The sequence below is a fragment of the Lysobacter sp. P5_B9 genome, from assembly GCF_054049835.1.
In genome coordinates, this window is the sequence record NZ_JBFULP010000006.1 from 148,549 (window position 1) to 166,583 (window position 18,035).

16 protein-coding genes are annotated in these 18,035 nt (G+C 66.2%); 9 read left to right on the forward strand and 7 right to left on the reverse strand.

What is annotated here, in order from left to right:
• The first annotated feature begins 55 nt into the window (after positions 1-55).
• Complete coding sequence (locus ACXJJ9_RS13340; protein WP_457097638.1) at positions 56-1,588, forward strand: serine hydrolase; 1,533 nt, start codon at positions 56-58, stop codon at positions 1,586-1,588.
• A gap of 324 nt (positions 1,589-1,912) precedes the next feature.
• Positions 1,913-2,554 (forward strand): response regulator transcription factor, encoded by a 642-nt coding sequence (locus ACXJJ9_RS13345; protein WP_457097639.1) that lies wholly within the window; start codon positions 1,913-1,915, stop codon positions 2,552-2,554.
• Between the two features lie 135 nt (positions 2,555-2,689).
• On the opposite strand, the gene ACXJJ9_RS13350 is transcribed toward ACXJJ9_RS13345, so the two are convergent.
• On the reverse strand, positions 2,690-3,097 hold the full coding sequence (locus ACXJJ9_RS13350) for a hypothetical protein (protein ID WP_457097640.1): 408 nt from the start codon (positions 3,095-3,097) through the stop codon (positions 2,690-2,692).
• 169 nt (positions 3,098-3,266) lie between these two features.
• On the reverse strand, positions 3,267-4,289 hold the full coding sequence (locus ACXJJ9_RS13355; protein WP_457097641.1) for a lysyl oxidase family protein: 1,023 nt from the start codon (positions 4,287-4,289) through the stop codon (positions 3,267-3,269).
• 478 nt (positions 4,290-4,767) lie between these two features.
• On the opposite strand from ACXJJ9_RS13355, the gene ACXJJ9_RS13360 reads away from it, so the two are divergent.
• Together ACXJJ9_RS13360 and ACXJJ9_RS13365 are read left to right on the forward strand one after the other, a co-directional pair.
• Positions 4,768-6,114 (forward strand): DUF2254 domain-containing protein, encoded by a 1,347-nt coding sequence (locus ACXJJ9_RS13360; protein ID WP_457097642.1) that lies wholly within the window; start codon positions 4,768-4,770, stop codon positions 6,112-6,114.
• A 123-nt stretch (positions 6,115-6,237) separates the two neighbouring features.
• Positions 6,238-7,038: a TSUP family transporter gene (locus ACXJJ9_RS13365; RefSeq protein ID WP_457097643.1), complete on the forward strand. Its 801-nt coding sequence runs from the start codon at positions 6,238-6,240 to the stop codon at positions 7,036-7,038.
• A gap of 42 nt (positions 7,039-7,080) precedes the next feature.
• Here ACXJJ9_RS13365 and ACXJJ9_RS13370 read toward each other — a convergent pair whose 3' ends face one another.
• Positions 7,081-8,319 (reverse strand): CapA family protein, encoded by a 1,239-nt coding sequence (locus ACXJJ9_RS13370; protein WP_457097644.1) that lies wholly within the window; start codon positions 8,317-8,319, stop codon positions 7,081-7,083.
• A 147-nt stretch (positions 8,320-8,466) separates the two neighbouring features.
• Between ACXJJ9_RS13370 and ACXJJ9_RS13375 the strand changes: the two genes are divergently transcribed.
• A complete protein-coding gene (locus ACXJJ9_RS13375) occupies positions 8,467-9,360 on the forward strand; it encodes an NAD-dependent epimerase/dehydratase family protein (protein WP_457097645.1) in 894 nt (297 codons plus the stop codon).
• A 176-nt stretch (positions 9,361-9,536) separates the two neighbouring features.
• Positions 9,537-10,016: a VOC family protein gene (locus ACXJJ9_RS13380; RefSeq protein WP_457097646.1), complete on the forward strand. Its 480-nt coding sequence runs from the start codon at positions 9,537-9,539 to the stop codon at positions 10,014-10,016.
• A gap of 25 nt (positions 10,017-10,041) precedes the next feature.
• Here the strand turns inward: ACXJJ9_RS13380 and ACXJJ9_RS13385 are convergent, their stop codons facing one another.
• Entirely contained in the window at positions 10,042-10,500 is a 459-nt protein-coding gene (locus tag ACXJJ9_RS13385; protein ID WP_457097647.1) for a PaaI family thioesterase, read from the reverse strand.
• Between the two features lie 113 nt (positions 10,501-10,613).
• A complete protein-coding gene (locus ACXJJ9_RS13390) occupies positions 10,614-11,069 on the reverse strand; it encodes a DUF6010 family protein (protein WP_457097648.1) in 456 nt (151 codons plus the stop codon).
• A 425-nt stretch (positions 11,070-11,494) separates the two neighbouring features.
• On the opposite strand from ACXJJ9_RS13390, the gene ACXJJ9_RS13395 reads away from it, so the two are divergent.
• The 3 genes from ACXJJ9_RS13395 (at position 11,495) to ACXJJ9_RS13405 (ending at position 14,848) form a co-directional block, all read left to right on the forward strand.
• Positions 11,495-12,112 carry a dihydrofolate reductase family protein gene (locus ACXJJ9_RS13395; protein ID WP_457097649.1) on the forward strand — a complete coding sequence of 206 codons (618 nt, stop codon included), beginning with the start codon at positions 11,495-11,497 and terminating at the stop codon, positions 12,110-12,112.
• Between the two features lie 381 nt (positions 12,113-12,493).
• A complete protein-coding gene (locus ACXJJ9_RS13400; RefSeq protein ID WP_457097650.1) occupies positions 12,494-14,242 on the forward strand; it encodes a tetratricopeptide repeat protein in 1,749 nt (582 codons plus the stop codon).
• A 108-nt stretch (positions 14,243-14,350) separates the two neighbouring features.
• Positions 14,351-14,848, forward strand: a complete 498-nt coding sequence (locus ACXJJ9_RS13405; protein WP_457097651.1) for a hypothetical protein — start codon at positions 14,351-14,353, stop codon at positions 14,846-14,848.
• A gap of 184 nt (positions 14,849-15,032) precedes the next feature.
• Here ACXJJ9_RS13405 and ACXJJ9_RS13410 read toward each other — a convergent pair whose 3' ends face one another.
• Positions 15,033-16,253, reverse strand: a complete 1,221-nt coding sequence (locus tag ACXJJ9_RS13410) for a S1 family peptidase (RefSeq protein WP_457097652.1) — start codon at positions 16,251-16,253, stop codon at positions 15,033-15,035.
• 299 nt (positions 16,254-16,552) lie between these two features.
• Complete coding sequence (locus tag ACXJJ9_RS13415; protein ID WP_457097653.1) at positions 16,553-17,740, reverse strand: NRAMP family divalent metal transporter; 1,188 nt, start codon at positions 17,738-17,740, stop codon at positions 16,553-16,555.
• Positions 17,741-18,035 lie beyond the last annotated feature (295 nt).

Genomic DNA, 18,035 nt, shown 5'->3' on the forward strand with positions numbered 1-18,035 from the left:
CCGACAGCCGCCGCGCCGCCGCACGCTGTTTGCCAGCAACAGGGAGCAATGAACCATGCCGCACCCATCCAGGGCCATTGCGACGATCCTCGTGGCCTTGCTGGCACTCGCCGGTCCGGCCACCTCGCGACCGAAAGCACCGCCGCAGTCGCCGGCATCAAACGGGAGCGCGCAGCGTCTCGACCTCTTCCAGCGCCAGGTCGAAGCCGACCGCAACGCCCTCGGCATCCCCGGCCTGTCGATGGTGGTGATCCAGGATGGCGACGTGCTTTCGGCCCGGGGCTTCGGCTATGCGGACATCGAGCACCGCATTCCCGCCACCGCCGACACGCTCTACCACATCGCCTCGGTGACCAAGACGTTCACGTCGATCCTGGTCATGCAACTGGTGGAACAGGGCAAGCTCGACCTCGACGAGCCGGTGTCGCACTACTCGAGCGACTTCAAGGACGACTCGGTCAGGATCAAGCACCTGCTCAGCCACACCTCGGAAGGCACGCCCGGCGAGAAATTCAGCTACAACCCCGAACGCTTCGAATACCTGAAGGCGGTCCTCGAGAAGAAGACGGGCAAGCCATTGCGCCAGCTGTTCGTCGAGACGTTCCTCGACCCGCTGGAGATGCGCGACAGCGTGCCCGGCCCCGATGTCGCCGACGACGACACGACCTGGGCGATGCTGGGCAAAGCCAACCTCGCCCGCTACCGGCAGAACCTGAAGAACTCCGCCCGGCCCTACACCTACTGGGGCGACGGCGAAATCGTGTACCCGGGCTACCCGCCCCGCGATTTCTGGGCGTCGGCCGGGCTGCTGTCCACCGTGCGCGACATGGCGAAGTACGACGCAGCGATCGACAACCATGTGCTGCTGAAGCCGGAGACGCTCGCGCGGGCCTGGACGCCGTTCGTCTCCAACTCGGGACAACCGCTCGCAATGGGCCTGGGCTGGTACGTCACCGACTACCGTGGCGAACGGCTCATCTGGCACTACGGACACTGGGGCACCGGCTTCTCCGCGCTCTACCTCAAGGTGCCGGCGCGGCACCTCACGCTCGTCGCGTTCGCCAACAGCGAGGCGCTCGCCGACCACCACTACAAGGTGGGCGAGGACGTCACCAACGACCTCTTCGCCTGCGACTTCATCAACACGTTCGTGCCCGAGGTCGCTCTTCGTGGGGGCGGCTCCAGCCGCGCTGCCATTCCGGAAGGGATCCCGGACTCGTCCCGCAAGACGTTCACCGCCGGCCCCGCTTCCGACTGCATGCTGAGCTCTCGCACCGCGTTGGCGAATTGGAAAGCCGACCGCCACGCCAAGGCACGCAAGGCCATCCCACTCGAGCGCGACGTGCTCGCCGTCTACGCGGGTGGCTACAAGCTTCCCCATCGCGTGGTCACCGTCACGCAGGAAGACGGCCGCCTGTACATCGACGTCCCCCAGGATGAACGTTCGGAGCTGTTCGCCGAAACGCCGACCCAGTTCTTCCTGAAGATCCGGCCGTGGACCCTGACTTTCGTGAAGGAGGGATCGAAGGTCGTGCGGCTCGACATCCTCGACAGCGGGGAAATCGTCAGCGGGCCGAAGGTCGATTAGCAGCGCGGGACTAGGTTCACCCGAAAGGGTGAAGCGGGCCGTCTACCGTCCTTCCCGGGACGCGAAGATCGTTGAACCCACTAGGACGCATTGCATGCGTTCCCACAACGGGGATCGGACCTTCGGGGTACTGGGGTTCCTGTCCAAGTCAGCGCGCTTGCTCGCCATGCGCGGCCAGGCGACGCGGCCGCAGGAAAAGTCCGATAGCGGGACAGGATGGTCACGATGCACGCAGAACACCACCTCGCTGTGCGTTCAGACGCAGTCGCTTACTCGGCGCCGATTGTCATCGAGGAGTTCGGTGTCCCGGCAGCCATCACGGTCATGACCGCTTCCGACCGCGAGGCCCTGCATGCGCGCTGGCTGTCCATGCTGGGATGCGGGTCCGGCATCGAGATCGCGGGCGAGCCGGTAATGGACGCGACCCGCCTGGCGACCTGCGTGGAACGCCACCATCCCAGGGTGCTGCTGCTGGACAAGGCGTTGGCGGACCGTCTGGACCCGCTGTCGTTGCGAAGGATCCACCAGTGCCACCCTCCCGTGCGCGTGCTCCTGGTGTCGGAACAGCTTTATCGCAGCGTGGTGACCGAGGTGTTGCGCAAGCGGTTCCACGGGTTCCTGCTGACGACGAGCCCGCCCGATCTCTGCCTCAAGGCGGTCCGCGCCGTCAGCAAGGGCGAACTGTGGCTGTCGCGCCGATTGATGGCCAAGGTCATCACCGACTCGACGTGGCCGTTGGAAGCCGGGACAGCCGCCGGTCCGGAGCGACTCCACGCCATGGAAACGCTCTCGCGAAGGGAGTTGCAGGTCGTCGAGCGACTGCATCGGGGCTGCAGCAACAAGGAAATCGCGCGCGAACTCGGGATCATGGAAGACACGGTCAAGAAGCACCTCAAAAGCATCTTCGCCAAACTCGGCGTGCGCCGCCGCTCGCTGGTGATCCTCCAGGCGCCGGTTACCGCTTGACCCACCTTTGCAACGCCGGCGGTGCGCGCCGGTGGTCCGACCGGACGCAGATGCGCAGCGCGATCGAACGGATGATCCGCCCGACCGAAGCTGCGCTTCTGCCCATCTTTCTTCGCGTCTTTCCTGGCGCGTGTCTCAGTTACCAGGCTCATCCGGCTGCGGAATGATCCGCGTCGCCAGGCATTCCACATTGGACGCCTGATGCGGGCCGATCACCGATGCCAGGTGCAGCGGTGGATCAAAAATAAACTCGGCGTAACCATCGCCGTGGGCAATGTGAGCCGCATCGGCGTTGTCACTGGCTCCGATGATGATCCCGAGGAAGTGGTTCGGGGTAACGAGGATGGATCCGCCCCCGTCGAGTGAGTAAGAGCAGTTGCCGGTCATATCGCAGTTGGCACCGAGGTCCCGCGGTCCGCCAATGTTGTGGCAGATGACGCCCTTCGGCGGCGGCTTTGTATCGCCAGCGCAGACAGTGCCGGCAATCAAGGTCGCGCTGACACCCAGCACCGTCATCAATGATTTCCTGGTAAGCCCAATCATTTCAGTCTCCTTGTCTCAGGTTGGTTGAACGTATGTCCGTGCCCGTGGGACTGGCTTGTAATGACCCGGCACCTGCATGTTCCTTTCTGTCCCGACTGCACGGTGCCAGAGTCGAAATCGTGGGGACATTCCACAAAAGAGGTACGCCGGTCGTCCTACACCAGCCGGGCTACTGCGTAACCCTGAACCCATTGGCCAGGACACCGCCGCCGCCGACACGCACGTTCCAGAGCGGATCCTTGGTGCCCTTCCCTTTCTTCACAGGCACGGTCACGGTCGCGCTGATCGTGTCCAGCGAATCAGTGTCGGACGTCAGTTGCACGTTGCTGGCGACAGGCTGTGCGCCCGAGCCGCCAGAGAAACTGACGCTCATGCCCGGAGTGAATCCGTAGCCGGTGATGGTGACCTGTACGCTGGTGCCCTCGCGCGCCGAGGCCGGGGTGATCGACACCACCGTCGAGCATTTTCCGCTGCTGTCGAGCACGGTCACGGTGTTCGGCTTCTTGATGCTGAGCAGCACGCACGACACGTTGTCGTTCTCATTGGACTCGACGAGCAGTTTCTTGGGATCGACCTCGATCTTCAGCTGGTAGATGCCGTCGGCGTCGCCGGTGAAATCGATCGACTGTCCCTCGAGCTGGGAACCGTAGGTGTCGCCCCACCCGACCGACATGCCCTGCAGGTCACGCCCGCACACGCTGTAGAACGACCCCCTCGGTGCGCCCGGCAATCCAAGATTGATCGGGGTGGTATCCATGATGCAGAACGTGGTCTTGGCGCCCGTGCGCAACGACCCACCAGGCGCATTGACCGGCTGCAGCGAGTAGAGCGCGTAGTCGTTGAAATGCATGTGGTTGTGCGCGGGGTGGTATTCGAAGGCGCCCGCGAAGCGCAGGACCGGAGGCCCGCTGGTCTGGTACACAGCCTGGTAGACCCGGATCTTGCCCTCTCCGGTAACTACCTCTCCGGCGGCAAGCTCCAGCGGCCCAGTGCCGCTGTTCCAGCTGGTGGTGCTGAACCGAAGCTCGGAACGGCCACCGGTGTCCGTCGACAACGTCATGCCGAAGGCCCCCAGTGGAATCAGGTTCGGTGGCATTGCCGTCTGCGCAGCGGCGGTGCCGGCAAGCGAAAGAGCACCGACGAGCGCGGAGGCCAGCCACGGCGCGCGCCTTCGAAATAAATCCGGAGTCATGGCAGCACCTCCAGCGATGGCGTCAGGTTCCTGGCGATGAGCCACTGGTGCCTTGTTCATGAGTCGTCTCCTCCTGGGCCGGGGCGCGACCCTTCATGACCGATGGATCCGGCAGCCCACGCGCTGCCCAGCGGCCAACGCGCCGGAGCGGCGTTGGTCCACCCAAGCTGTCAGGGTCGGCATGGGCCGGCAATTCCACTAAAGGGGAGTGCGGGGAGCCGACGCGGCGAATCGCATGTGGCCGCTGCACGGACGGGCCCGGATCGCCGATCCGCCTCCTTCGCCGGCCCTTCATTGTCCTGGCCTACAGGCTGTTGCCGTTGCTCGTGGTAGACCAGATCACTTACCTGGATGCCGCCACGACGCCGGAATCACCGGCCCCCATGCTGGTCGGTATCGCGCGTATTCCCATCGCGTGCTCCGGGGAAAGACACGGGAACTGAACTACCGAGGCAGGCGGACCGAAGGAGAACTGCAAGTGCGCTGGAACCTGAGGAGCGCCATCAAACGCTACATCTCCGGTTCCATGTGGCTCATTCCGGTTTTCGCCCTGCTGTTCTACCTGGTGTTCGCCCGTGTCGCTGCGGCCGTCGAGACCTGGCTGATACGTACCGGGCGCATCAACGAGACGACTTCCTACTTGGGCTTGTCCGCGGCAGGAGCGCGGTCGATGCTCGAGACGACGATGACGTTGAACCTTTCGTTCCTCGTCTTCACCTTCGGCTCCCTGCTGGTGGCTATCCAGGTCGCCGGCGGACAGTACACGCCCCGGATCATCGCCACGACGCTGCTGCGCGACAACGTCATCCGCTTCACCGTCGGATTCTTCGTCTTCACACTGGTTTACTCACTGCGCGTGCTTGCGCGGATGGACGAGTCCGTCCAGCAATTCAACACCTTTATTGCGGTGCTGCTCGGGCTTATCTCGGTCATGGTTTTTCTGTATCTGATCGACTACGCCGGGCGCCTGCTGCGCCCGGTCAGCCTGGTCGAGCGGGTAGGACACTATGGCGCCGACGTGCTGGAGAACGTCTATTCGGAGAAGACCGTGCGACCCGTTCTGGCCGAGCCCCATGTCGCGCTCGGGCCCCCGCAACACATCGTGGTCAACGAGGACAGGCCGGGAGTGGTGCTGGCGGTGGACCTGGCCGGACTGATCAGGTTGGCGCAGCAGGCCGACGGGGTCATCGAGTTCGTCCCGCAGATGGGCGACTTCGTGGCCCTGGACGAGCCCCTGTACCGGCTTTACGGCGGCGCCGGCGGTCTCGACGAACGCCGCCTGCGCGGGGCCGTCCTGCTCGGAACTGAGCGCACCATGGAACAGGATCCGACCTTTGCCTTCCGCATCCTGGTCGACATCGCGATCAAGGCCTTGTCGGCCGCCATCAACGACCCGACGACGGCCGTGCTCGCCCTCGATCAACTGCATCTCCTGCTGCGTGCGGTTGGGCTGCGCGCCCTGCGCGGCGAAACTGTCCGCGACGCCGCCGGTGCAGCCCGGTTGATCTATCGCACGCCAAACTGGGAGGACTACGTGCATCTGGCCTGCGCCGAAATCCGGCTGTGCGGCGCGACCAGCGTGCAGATCATGCGGCGGATGCGCTCCATGCTCGAAAACCTGGTGAAAACCCTGCCGCCGCACCGTCACCCGGAGCTCCATCGGCAGCTCGAGCTGCTCGATCGCACGATCGAGACGGCGTATACGCTTGCCGAAGACAGGGCGCTGGCGCGCATCGGCGATCCGCAGGGGCTGGGAGGTTCCCTGGGGGTGGAACGCGTGAGCGAATCGCCGATCGCCGAGGGCGGAAGGCAGCACGCACCATGAACCGACGAATCTTCAGCGGACCGCCCTGCGTGGGTTGACGCATTCCACAGTTTCCGCGCGGACCGGCCCCGCTGCCGCCGCTTTCCGGGGACAATGCGCGCCCCGTTTCGAGGCTGGTGGTCCATGGAGTTGTCGCTTGAAGTCGTCGCGTTCCTGATGTCCGTCGCCTTCGTGGCCGGCACCATCGACGCGATGGCGGGAGGCGGCGGGCTGCTGACCATCCCGGCGCTGCTGGCCGTCGGCGTGCCACCGGTGTCCGCGATCGCCACCAACAAGCTGCAAAGCGCGATGGGCACGACCGGCGCCGTCGTGGCCTTCGCCCGCAAGGGGCACATCGACTTCCGCCGCTTCGCCCTGCCCGCCTTCGCTGCCTTCGTCGGCTCGGCGTGCGGCGCCTGGCTGCTGCAGCGCCTCGACCCGTCGTTCCTGGGCGGGATCATCCCCGTGCTGCTGATCGCGATGGCCGGCTATTTCGTGCTGGCGCCGCGCATGAGCGAGGACGACCGCCACCACCGCATCGGCCCGTTCGCGCTGGCCGGCGTGATCGGCGCGATCGGCGTGTACGACGGCTTCTTCGGTCCGGGCACCGGATCGTTCATGACTACCGCACTGGTCGCGCTCGGCGGCCTGGGCGTGGTGCGCGCGACCGCGCAGACCAAGTACTTCAACCTCGCCAGCAACCTCGCCGCGGTGGCGGTGATGATCAGCGGCGGCCATGTCCYGTGGACCGCCGGCCTGGCGATGGCGGTGGCCAACATCGTGGGCGGGCAGATCGGCGCCCACCTGGCGATGCGTTTCGGCGGGCGCGCCGTGCGCCCGGTGCTGGTGACGATCTGCTTCGCCCTGACCGTGAAGCTGCTGTCGGACCCGACCAATCCATTGCGGGTGGCGGTGGCAGGCCTGGTCGCGAGCTGGACGGCGTAGCCAAGCCACGACGCTCTGCCCCATGTGGACGTCGGGCGGCAGCTATCGCTTCCAATGCACGGCGAAGGCATCTTCCGCGCTCGCCTCGACCTCGCTGCCCAGCCCACGGCACTCACGCTGCAACATGGCGAGGAGCCAGGCGCGGTCCTCGCCAACGGCATGGTTGACCTGGAACCGGCGTATCCGGGTCGGGACCAGTGCGAGTTCGTGCAGGCGGCCTGTGGCGAGGTCGAGCGTCGGGAAATACATCAGGCCGAGTTCGCCGCGGTACGCGTCGTGCCCCTCGATGCCCTCGTAGTCATTGAGGAAGTCGCCGCAGCCGTACAGGATCAGACGGTCGCGATACACCTCGATGCCCTTGGGGTGGTGCGACGAGTGGCCGTGAACGATGTCGACGCCCGCCTCGTCGATCAATGCATGCGCGAATTCGCGTTGCGCGTGGGAGATCGCGTAGCCCCAGTTGCCGCCCCAGTGCACCGAGAACAGCACGCGATCGCCGGGCCGACGATGAGTGCGAACGACGGCGGCGATCCGCGCCACGGTCTTCGTCGACAGGTCCGGCAGGCGATGCACGCCGGAACGCTCTGCAGTCGCCGCCCACTGCGCGGGCACGCCGCTGTCCTGCGTAGCCGCGGCGAACACCAGCAAGCGCGCGCCCTCGCCCAGCGGCAGGACCGCAGGCCCCTGGGCGGCTTCGAGATCCGCACCGGCGCCTGCGATCGCGATGCGCGCGCGCCGCAGCGTGGCGAGGGTCTCGGCCAGTCCGTCGCGCTGCCAGTCGAGCACATGGTTGTTGGCCAGCGTGCAGCAGTCGATGCCTGCGGCCGCGAGGCAAGCGACATTGTCGGGATGCATGCGGTAGTTGATGCCCTTCGGCCAGGGCGTGTCGCCGCGGGTGACGCTGGTCTCGAGGTTGATGATGCGGGCCGCGGGCCGGCGTCGTTGCAACTCGGCCAGCGCATCCCCCCAGATGTACGCAAGCGTCGCCGGATGCGGTATGTCCCCGTTGGCCCGCTCGGCGAGCGCCAGATAGCCGCGCGCGTCGTGCATGTACTGCTCCTGCAGTCCGGGCTTCGACGGATGCGGCAGGATCTGGTCGATGGCGCGTCCGGTCATGACATCGCCGCAAAGAAACAGCGAAACGGGCGTGACGGCATCGGGCATGCGTGATGGCCGCGGCTGCGGCGCAGTTGCGGGACGGGCGACGCTGCGCAGTGCGAACGCCGCAGCTCCGGCCGCGATACCGCCCAGCCACCGGAGGAAGCGGCGACGCCCACGCATGCGGAAAGCATAGGCGCGAGTGTGTTATCTCCGCATGCCGCGGTGATGGCGGCCACGCAGCGTGCCTCGATCAGGAAAGCAGCGCCCGGTCGTGCACGGCCTACAATCCCCCTATCCCGGCGCATCCCGGGCGCCACCAGCGCTGCCATGAAGGTTCTACTGACGGGAAGTTCCGGCCGCGTCGGCCGCGCCATCTTCGGCGCGATGGCCGAAGCGCACGAGATGGTCGGCCTGGACCGGCAGCCCTTCTCCACCACGCGCTTCATCGGCGACGTCGCCGACGCGCGGGTGCTGCGCGAAGTGATGTCGGGCGTGGAGGCCATCATCCACACCGCGGCGCTGCATGCGCCGCACGTGGGCATCGTGGACGAAGCGGAGTTCGCACGCGTCAACCTCGAGGGGCTGCGCCTGCTGATCGACCTGGCGGTCGAGCGCGGCGTGCGGACGCTCGTGTACACCAGCACCACCGCGCTGTACGGCGATGCAGTAGAACCGGACCGCTGCACGTGGATCGACGAGGCCACCGTGCCGCGACCGAAAACCGTGTACCACCGCACGAAGCTCGAGGCCGAATCGCTGCTCGAAGCCGCGGCCGGCGCGACACTGGCGGTGCGCGTGATCCGGATGTCGCGCTGCTTTCCCGAAGCGGCGGACCAGATGGCGCTGTACCGGCTCCACCGCGGCATCGACGCGCGCGACGTCGCCGATGCACACGTAGCCGCATTGGGCGCCACGGGCGCGGCGTTCCAGCGCTACATCGCCAGTGGCCGCACGCCCTTCAAACCCGAAGATGCCGATGCCCTCGCCCGCGAACCGCGCGAGGTGCTGGCATTGCGCTGCCCCGCGCTGGTCGACGCATTCGAGCGCCGCGGATGGCCGCTTCCCCGCACCATCGACCGCGTCTACGACGCCAGCGCGGCAAGCCGCGGCCTGGGCTGGGAGAGCCACTACGGCTTCGAGGAAGTACTGGCGCAACACGACCAGCGGAGCCTGGAGGTGCTGCCACGTTCGCACTGGCACCGGGATCGCACCACGGAGTAGTCCATCCGATGCGCATGAGGTTTGGTGCCGGCACCGGCGCCGTCGCCCTCGCATCGTGGCGTCGTAAGGCGAGCCCGAGCCCGCCTTACGCGGGTTGAACATCTCCCGTGCTATGGGAGACGGCACACTGCGGCGATACCCGCTGCAGGCACCCATCCGAATCCAGGAGATGCCTGATGATCAGCAAGAACACGATCTGCCTGTGGTACGACGGCACCGCGCTCGATGCCGCGACCTTCTACGCCAGGACATTCCCGGACAGCACGGTGGGCGCGGTCCAGCGCGCACCCGGCGACTTTCCATCGGGCAAGGAAGGCGACGTCCTTACCGTCGAATTCACCGTGCTGGGCATCCCGTGCCTGGGATTGAACGGAGGTCCCGCGTTCAAGCACAGCGAGGCGTTCTCGTTCCAGGTAGCGACCGACGACCAGGCCGAAACGGACCGCTTGTGGAACGCGATCGTCGGCAACGGCGGCCAGGAAAGCGAATGCGGCTGGTGCAAGGACAAGTGGGGCCTGTCGTGGCAGATCACGCCGCGCGCGCTGACCGAGGCGTTCCACGACCCCGACCGCGCGGCGGCCAAGCGTGCGTTCGACGCCATGATGGGCATGCGCAAGATCGACATCGCCGCGATTGAAGCGGCGCGGAAGGGCTGACATTGCATGAGGGTTGTAGCCGCGCCTACGCTTGCGGCAGGAACTTCGCGACGTCGAGCTTCAGGCCCTTGCCAGGCAATGCCATCAGCGTCGACGTGCCGTGCGCAAGCAGCTCGCCGGCTTCATCGAACACGCTGGCCTCGGCGTAACTGATCTGCCTGCCCGCGCGCAGGCAGCGTCCCTCGGCGCGCAGCTGGCCGCCCGTTACCGCCTTGAGGTAGTTGAGCTTGAGGTCGACGTTCACGAGGCCGGCGTCCTCCGGCAGGCGCATGAACACGGCCCAGAACGTCGCGGTGTCGATCAGCGTGGCCAGCACGCCGCCATGCACGATCCCGAACGGCTGCATGTGGCGCTCACCCAGCGCGAGGTCGATCCGGCAGCTGTCGAATTCGAGCGCGGCGATGGTCATCCCGATGAGCTGGGGATACGGCGCTGCGCGCACGCTGTCCTGGATGGCGGCGACGTAGGCGGGATTGGGAGTCATGGGCCAACCGTCACGTAGGGATTCGTTGCCAACATCGTACGCACCAAACCGGCCAGGTTCACTTCCGATATTGGGATGACGGAGTTCGAACTTCCGCCATGGCTCTACGTCCCTCAAATCACGCCGCTGCGACGCCAGATGGCCAGCAGGCCAGTGCCGATGATCACATCGATCACCACGCACCACGGCACGTACCACTGCGGGATCGCAACCAGCGAAAATCGCGCGCGGTTATGGTGTGCCAGGTCCCATGCCGCATGCGCGAAGTAGGCGATCGCGAGAAGCACCGGCCAGTACAGCAGGCCGAGCAGGCCGGCCACGGCGAACAGACCGGCGACGTTGAACTCGATCAGTTGCTGGCCGCTCGAGCCGTTGACCACGGCGAAGCCGAAGTAGATGCCGGCGATCAGCGCGATCAGCACGGCCGCGAACCCCAGCGACGCCTCGGGCGACAGGAATGCGTGCGGCAGCAGGGAACCGATGCCTACCGCTATGCCGGTCATCAGCGGGCGCCGAGAGAATACCGACGCATGGAGATGGTCGCGTGGCTGGGCCGTCTTCGTGGACATGACGATCTCCGGGGTTCGACTGAGGCGCGACTTCGCGATAGCTGCGATGCCAGCGACGCATGGCTGGTCGTGAGCGTGATGACCTGCTTCGAATCACGCCCATCCGGGCGCCTCCCGGAGATGTTCAATCAAGCGCAGGGGCCGAAGCGCTGCCAGCCGACGCACGCTTCACTCCGAGCTCGCGGTCTTTGCGAATAATCGCGGACCTGCCGTGGTCGGGACGCCGCGAACATGGCGGCGAAGCCGTTAATTGGCCGTGACGCAGCAGGGTCGTAGTCCGGTGAGCCGAAGGCCGCACCCCGGAGGGTAGTCATGCCCCGAGTGCGCTTCGCTTACCCGGGCACGCTTGCTCCGATTGTCGATTCCCCGCCCCGCCGCTCGTCGAGTAAGACAGGCGGACATTTCCACCCGCACAGGAGCCCGACATGAGAAAGCTCACCGTTGCCGCCATGATCAGCCTCGACGGCGTGATGCAGGCGCCCGGCGGCCCGGAGGAAGACAGCAGCGGCGGCTTCGCCTACGGTGGTTGGGTCTGGCCCCACTATGACGACGCAGGCGAAGACGCGATGGGCGGAGCGTTCAAGCACCCGTTCGAGCTGGTGCTCGGACGCCGCACCTACGACATCTTCGCCGCGTACTGGCCACACGTGCCCAAGGGTGCGCCGCACCAGGACATCGCCGACCTGTTCAACGGCGTCACCAAGCACGTCGCCACCCACCATCCCGAAACGCTTGCGTGGCAGAACAGTCGCGCGCTGGGCGCGGACATCGCCGCCGCGGTGCGCGAGCTCAAGCGCAGCGACGGCCCCGACCTGCTGACCCAGGGCAGTAGCGAGCTCGTGCATCAGCTGCTCGCCACGGACCTGGTCGACGAGCTGCGCCTGCTGGTCTACCCAATCCTGCTCGGTCGCGGCAAGCGCCTGTTCGACGAGCACGCTCACGCGTCGGCATTCCGGCTCGAGGAATCGAAGACCTCCTCCACCGGCGTGCTGGTCACCCGCTACGTCCGCGCGGGCGAGGTGCGCACCGGCTCGTTCGCGTAGCGCGGAGGAAGCCCACCCCGCGCAGGTTGACCAGGTTCGGGGCAATGAGGTCAGGTCTGCTTCGTGCTGAAAGCGGACTACATTCGACGGACCCCGATGCCCCGAGTGACCGCTTTCGACCCAAAGCGGACTTGCGCCGATTCGCGAGTGGCCCGCAGATCACAAGACTGAATAGTGGTGTCGGAGTCCGAGAACGGTCCGGACCCAAGACCACTCGACCTCGCCCAGAGTGGACGCTCGTGGCCTCGAGCGGCGGCGGCCCGTTTACGCCGCTGGCTGCGTTTTCCTTCTTGATCCCCCAAGGAGAATCCGGATGAACCCACCGTGGCGCCTGCTTCGGGAGCGGGGGCACGTTGCCCGAATGAGCCATCGCGCACGGCCATGTTGACCATCCGCCAGCTGCGCAAACGCAAGGTCGCACAATGGGTGCTCGGCTACACGGCGGTCGCGTGGGCCGCGTTGCAGGGCGTCGGCCTGTTGACCGACACCTACGGCTGGTCACCCACCGTAATGCGGGTTGGCGTGGCGCTTTCGGTGCTCGGGTTCTTACTCACGCTGGTCATCGCGTGGTTCCAGGGCGAGCGCGGGCAACAGAAGGTCACGCGCCTGGAGGTCGCATTGATCGCGATCGTCGTGCTCGTGGGCGGCGCATGGTTGTGGCAGACGGTGCGCTCGACGTCCGAATCGACGGTCGCCTCCGGGACGACCGTGGACACCGACATCCCGACGATCGAAAAGGACCCCTCGATCGCGGTGCTGCCGCTGGAGAACATGAGCGCCGACCAGCAGCAGCAGTATTTCTCCGACGGTATTTCCGAGGAACTGCTCAACGTGTTGAACAAGGTGCCGGAGTTGCGCGTGATCGCACGCACGTCGAGCTTCGCGTTCAAGGGCCAGGATCTCGCCGTGCCGGAGATCGCGCGCCGCCTCCATGTGGCGTCGATCCTGCAGGGCAGCGTGCGCAAGTCGGGCAATCGCGTCCGCATCTCGGTGCAATTGGTACGCGCCACCGACGGCGCGCAGCTGTGGGTGGAAACCTATGACCGCAACCTTGACGACATCTTCCGCGTGCAGGACGAGATCGCCGCGTCCGTCGTGGACCAACTGAAGATCAAGTTGCTGAAGGCGCCCACCGTCACGCCCGTGGATCCCAGGGTTTACCCGATGGTGCTACAGGCGCAGGCCCTGCTCGACCAGCAGAGCAAGGAGGGACGCGCGCAGGCGCTGCTCTTGTTCAAGCAGGCACTGACCATCGCACCGCACGAAGCGCGCGCGTGGGCGGGCATGGGGCGCGTGTACGTCAATCAGTCCATCTACAGCGAGCTGCCGCCGGCGGACGCGGCGAAGCTGGCGCGCGAGGCGCTGGACAAGGCGCTGCGCATCGATCCGCACAACGTCATCGCCATCACCGGCCTGGCTCGCCTGGCCGCGGACTTCGACTTCGACGCGCAGGCGGCCGCCGATTACAACCGGCGCGCATTGCAGATCGAACCGAACAACCTCGTCGCCATCAATACCCTCGGCATCCTGCTCAGCAACGTTGGTCGCTTCGACGAGGCCCTGCCGCTGTACGACTATCGCGTCGCGCACGATCCCGCGAATCCGACGGCCTACAACAATCGCGGCATCACCCGTTACTACGCGCGGCAATGGGATGCGGCAATCGACGACTTCCGCTCCGCGCTGCGCCTCAGTCCCGCCTTTGTCGGCGCGCACACCGGCGTCGCATCGTCGCTGTTGGGCAAGCGGGACGCGCGGGGCGCATTGCGAGAAATCGAAGCGGAGCCGGACGAAGCTTCGAAACTCCAACTGCGGGCACTCGCCTTCCACGCGCTCGGTCGCGCGCGCGAATCTGAGGCGGCAACGCAGGAGCTGATCCGCGGGTATGGCGAGGCGCAACCGGCACTGGTCGGGCTGGTGTACAGCTATCGCGGCGATCGCGACGCCGCCTTCAAGTGGCTGGAGAAAGCCGCAAGCATCCACGACCCCGCCGTCACGTCGGTGGCGTTCGACGTTCTGACCGACCCGCTGCGCGAGGATCCGCGCTGGCTGCCCTTCCTGCGCAAGATCGGATACGCCCCGGAGCAGCTCGCGGCCATCCGGATCGAGGTGCCGAAGCCGGAGATGTGACACAGCGGGTCAGGCTCCACCCGGCTGGGGGATTCGCAATGGCGAGATTTCAGCGTCCCCTGTTGGGATTGCCGCCGACCTCCCCGTTCCGGCGCTGCGGAGCACGATATGCAGATCAAGAGTTCGCTTTTGCTGCTCGGCCTGGCCCTGGCCTTGGCCACGACGGCAGCCCTCGCCATCACCCTCGGCATTCCCAAGTTCCTGCGCGCCCCCAGCGCCCAGCTCGGCTCGCCCAAGGTCATCGTGAGCTGGATCGAAATCGGCCTCGGCAACCCCGACGGCAGCGTCAACTACGTCGCGAGCGCAACGGCCGCCGCCCGCTACCAGTGCGTCAACCGCGGCAACAATTGCCCGGCCGCGGCGAACAAGGAAGACGTGCTGGCCGACCTCTCCGTGGGCGGCACCTTCGAAATCGACAAGAACGGGAGGATCTCCAATATCCTGATCATCCCGGCGCCGCCAGGCACCCTGAAGTGCCCGGGCAATCAGGTCGTGGGCGTGGTTTCCGCCGTCTTCACCAACATTACCTTGACGGATACGACCAACGGCGTGTCGTCGCCGACCAACCCGTCGGCACTGTCGTACAACGGACCCGAGTGCCCGTGACACGGCAATGCGTTACGCAAAGGAGCCCGCACTTGTTGCGGGCTTCTTGTTTCCGCAACTTCGCGGGATTCACCCGCACGCCCAGAATGTCCGCTTCTGGTCCGAATGCGATCGTTCGATTCGCTCGCCCTAGACAAACGCCCCGGCAAGCCGGGGCGTTCGCGTCTGCACTGGCGCGAGCGGATCAGGGACTAGTACGCAGCGTCAGGTTGTACGCCGACAGGATCGGCAGCAGCGGTTGGTAGAAGCTCCGGGTGCGGCTGTTCGGCTGCTTGCCCTTGCAGCTGCCGCTGCCGCCCGACAGCACGCCCTGGGCCTGGCCGGGGCCGGTAATGAACGAGCCGCCCGAGTCGCCGCCTTCGGAGCACGCGGTGGTGCGCGTCAGGTTGAGGATCGTTTCACCGCTGCTGTAGTTGACGGTCTGGTTCTTGGCTTCGATCGTACCGCAGCGCCAGCCCGAGGTACGGCCGGAGCGGCAGATCGCGGCGCCGACGGCGGCCTCGGTGCCGCCCCTGACCGTGACATCGCCCTTGCCCCAACCGTAGACCGCCGGCAGCAGCGTGTTGCCCGCGTCGACCCTGACCCAGGAGTAGTCGTTGCCGGTCTGGCCCGGCTGCGGGAATTTGGATGCGGCGAACGTGCCGATCCTCGGCCCGATCGTCCACTGCGGTGAGAGCTCCAGATACACGGGCTCGTTGGCGGTGCCGCAGTGGCCGGCGCTGACGTAACCCGGGGTGCTGCCCTGGGTGACCGTGAAGCCGATCGAGCAGGCGTAGAGATAGCCGTCGCCGGGGTTGCGCAGATAGCCCAGCCCACCCTGCAGGTTGCTGCGCAGGCTCGGCTGTTCGTCCTCGGTCACCAGGCGCACGTTCTGGACATCGACGCCGCTGGCGGCGACGAAGTCGATGCCGGCCTGCTGGGCGCCCTTGCCGACGCTCACGACGACGCTGTTGCTGGGCAGGTCCACGTACCAGCCGTACACGCCCTTGGGTACCTTGCTTCCGCGCGCCTGCACGGCGTCGAGCTGGGCCTTGGAAGCGTCGAGATCGGCCAGGCTGTGGCGTGCGTTGCGGACCTCGACGCCGGCGCCTGCCTGCTGCGGGCGGATCGTGGTGGTCGCGACGACCAGCTTGAAGCTGCCGTTCGCCTGCTCGATCCAGCTGCCGGCGAAGTTGCGCCCCTGCGCCTTGGCCAGTTGCTTCTCCTGCAGCGCCGCGAGGCGTTCGATCTTGAGGTATTGGGACAGCTGGGCCGAGGTCAGGCCGAGGTCACGTTGCATGGCAGCACGCAGCGAAGGCGACACCGAGTCGGACGGTCCCGCCGCCGAAGCGGCCATGGCGAAAGCGAGCGGGAGTGGCGAGAGCACGATCAGGCCGCGCTTGGCCCGGGAAGCGAACTTGCGCATCTGCAAATCTCCAGTCGGATTAGGTTCGGATTGCAGGACCCCTGTCGCCCCCCTGCGATGAGAGAAACGCAGTTCGCGATGTAGCCCGGCCGGGGGATGCTGATCACGGGCCCATGCAGGCGGCGTGAAGCCTCGCGGCATGGAACGGCAAAGACCTCATGGATTGCGGGTGGCCAGGTGAATTATTCATGGGCGACGCCCGGGGAGACGGCTACACGTTGGCCCGGTGCGGGAAAGCGTCATTCGTTCGCGACCACCTCAGTCCGGCGTTGGCTGGCCTGGACGCATTAGCTACTGAGTCAGGAGCTTGTGACTGCGCCGATCCAACTCCAGGCGAGCGCAACGATGCACGCAAGGATCAGCACGATGCTTATCCAGCCTGTGAACACCGAGACTCTTCCCGATCGGGAATCACCCATGATCCCTGGATCGCGGGCCAGCAGTTGGAGCGCGATCACATGCAGCGGCAGCATCACCGCATTCACCACCTGGCTGCTGTAGATGAGCGGGATCAGCGGCACGTCCGGCAACGAGACGACGCTGGCGGCCGCCGCCGTCAAGACCACGAATGCTGCGTAGAAGATCCGGAAATGGTGTGTATCCAGGTCCAGCGAGGCCGGGGAGCCGACACCTTCGGCAATCGAATACGCGGTTGCAAGCGGGACAATGGCCGCCGCCAGCAGTGACGCACCCAGCAATCCGGCGCCAAACAACACCGTTGCAAATGAACCGGCCAGTGGGCGCAGTGCCGCGGCGGCGTCACGCGCATCGTTGATGTGCACGCCGGCGCGATTAAGCGTGGCCGCGCACGCGACGGCGATGGCCAGCCCGATGACGCCGGTGAGTATCGAGCCGATGACGACGTCGATTCGCTCCCAACGCAGGTTGGCCAGCGTGATCTTCTTGTCGACGGCGTACGACTGGATGAAGGCCAGGCCCCAGGGCGCGAGCGTCGTGCCCAGGGTTGCGGCGATGGCAATCCAGCCGAGGGAGTCCCGCGGAAAATGCGGCACGATCGAGTTGTGCCAGACGAGCGACCAGTCCGGTTTCGCCAGGACGCCATCGATCAGGTAGAGGCCCAACGTGGCCGACACGATCAGGAGAACGCGTTCCACGCGATGGAACGAGCCAAGCACGACGACGAGCGAGATCAGTGTGGCGGCGATCGGAGTACTGATCCAGGGCGGGATGCCGACGAGCGAACACGCTGCGGAAATGCCGGCGTATTCAGCACAGATCGTCCCGAAATTCGCAAACACCAGGCCGACCACCGCGGAATATCCCCATCGGTGGCCCCAGCGTTCGCGAATGACGCCGACGAATCCCTTGCCGGTCGCCGCACCGATCCGCATCGCCATCAGGTGGAACTGGACGAGCAGCACCGTCGATGCCGGGATGATCCATAACAGCCGATAGCCGTGGTCGGTCCCCAGGACCGAATAAGTGGTGATTCCGGCCGGGTCGTCGTCCGAGAGGCCGGCCAGCAACCCAGGTCCGAGCACGGCAAGGAATGCAGCAAACGCGCCCAGCCCGGCAGCGCGGAATCGAGCGAACCGCAGCGCGATGCCACGTCGATGGTGTGCGACTGCGTGCGGCGGTGCGCCCGCGCGCTCATGCAGACGACGGACCAGACCGCGCGTTTTTTCGTGAGATCCCATGCCGACAGGGTTGAATACGACGGAACGTAGGGTAGTCCCGCCGCCCTAGGACTGCGCGGAACGCTGCATTGGCAGCTTCAAGGGGCTACTACTTTGCCTTCCGCTTCGGCTGTGACAAGCCCCC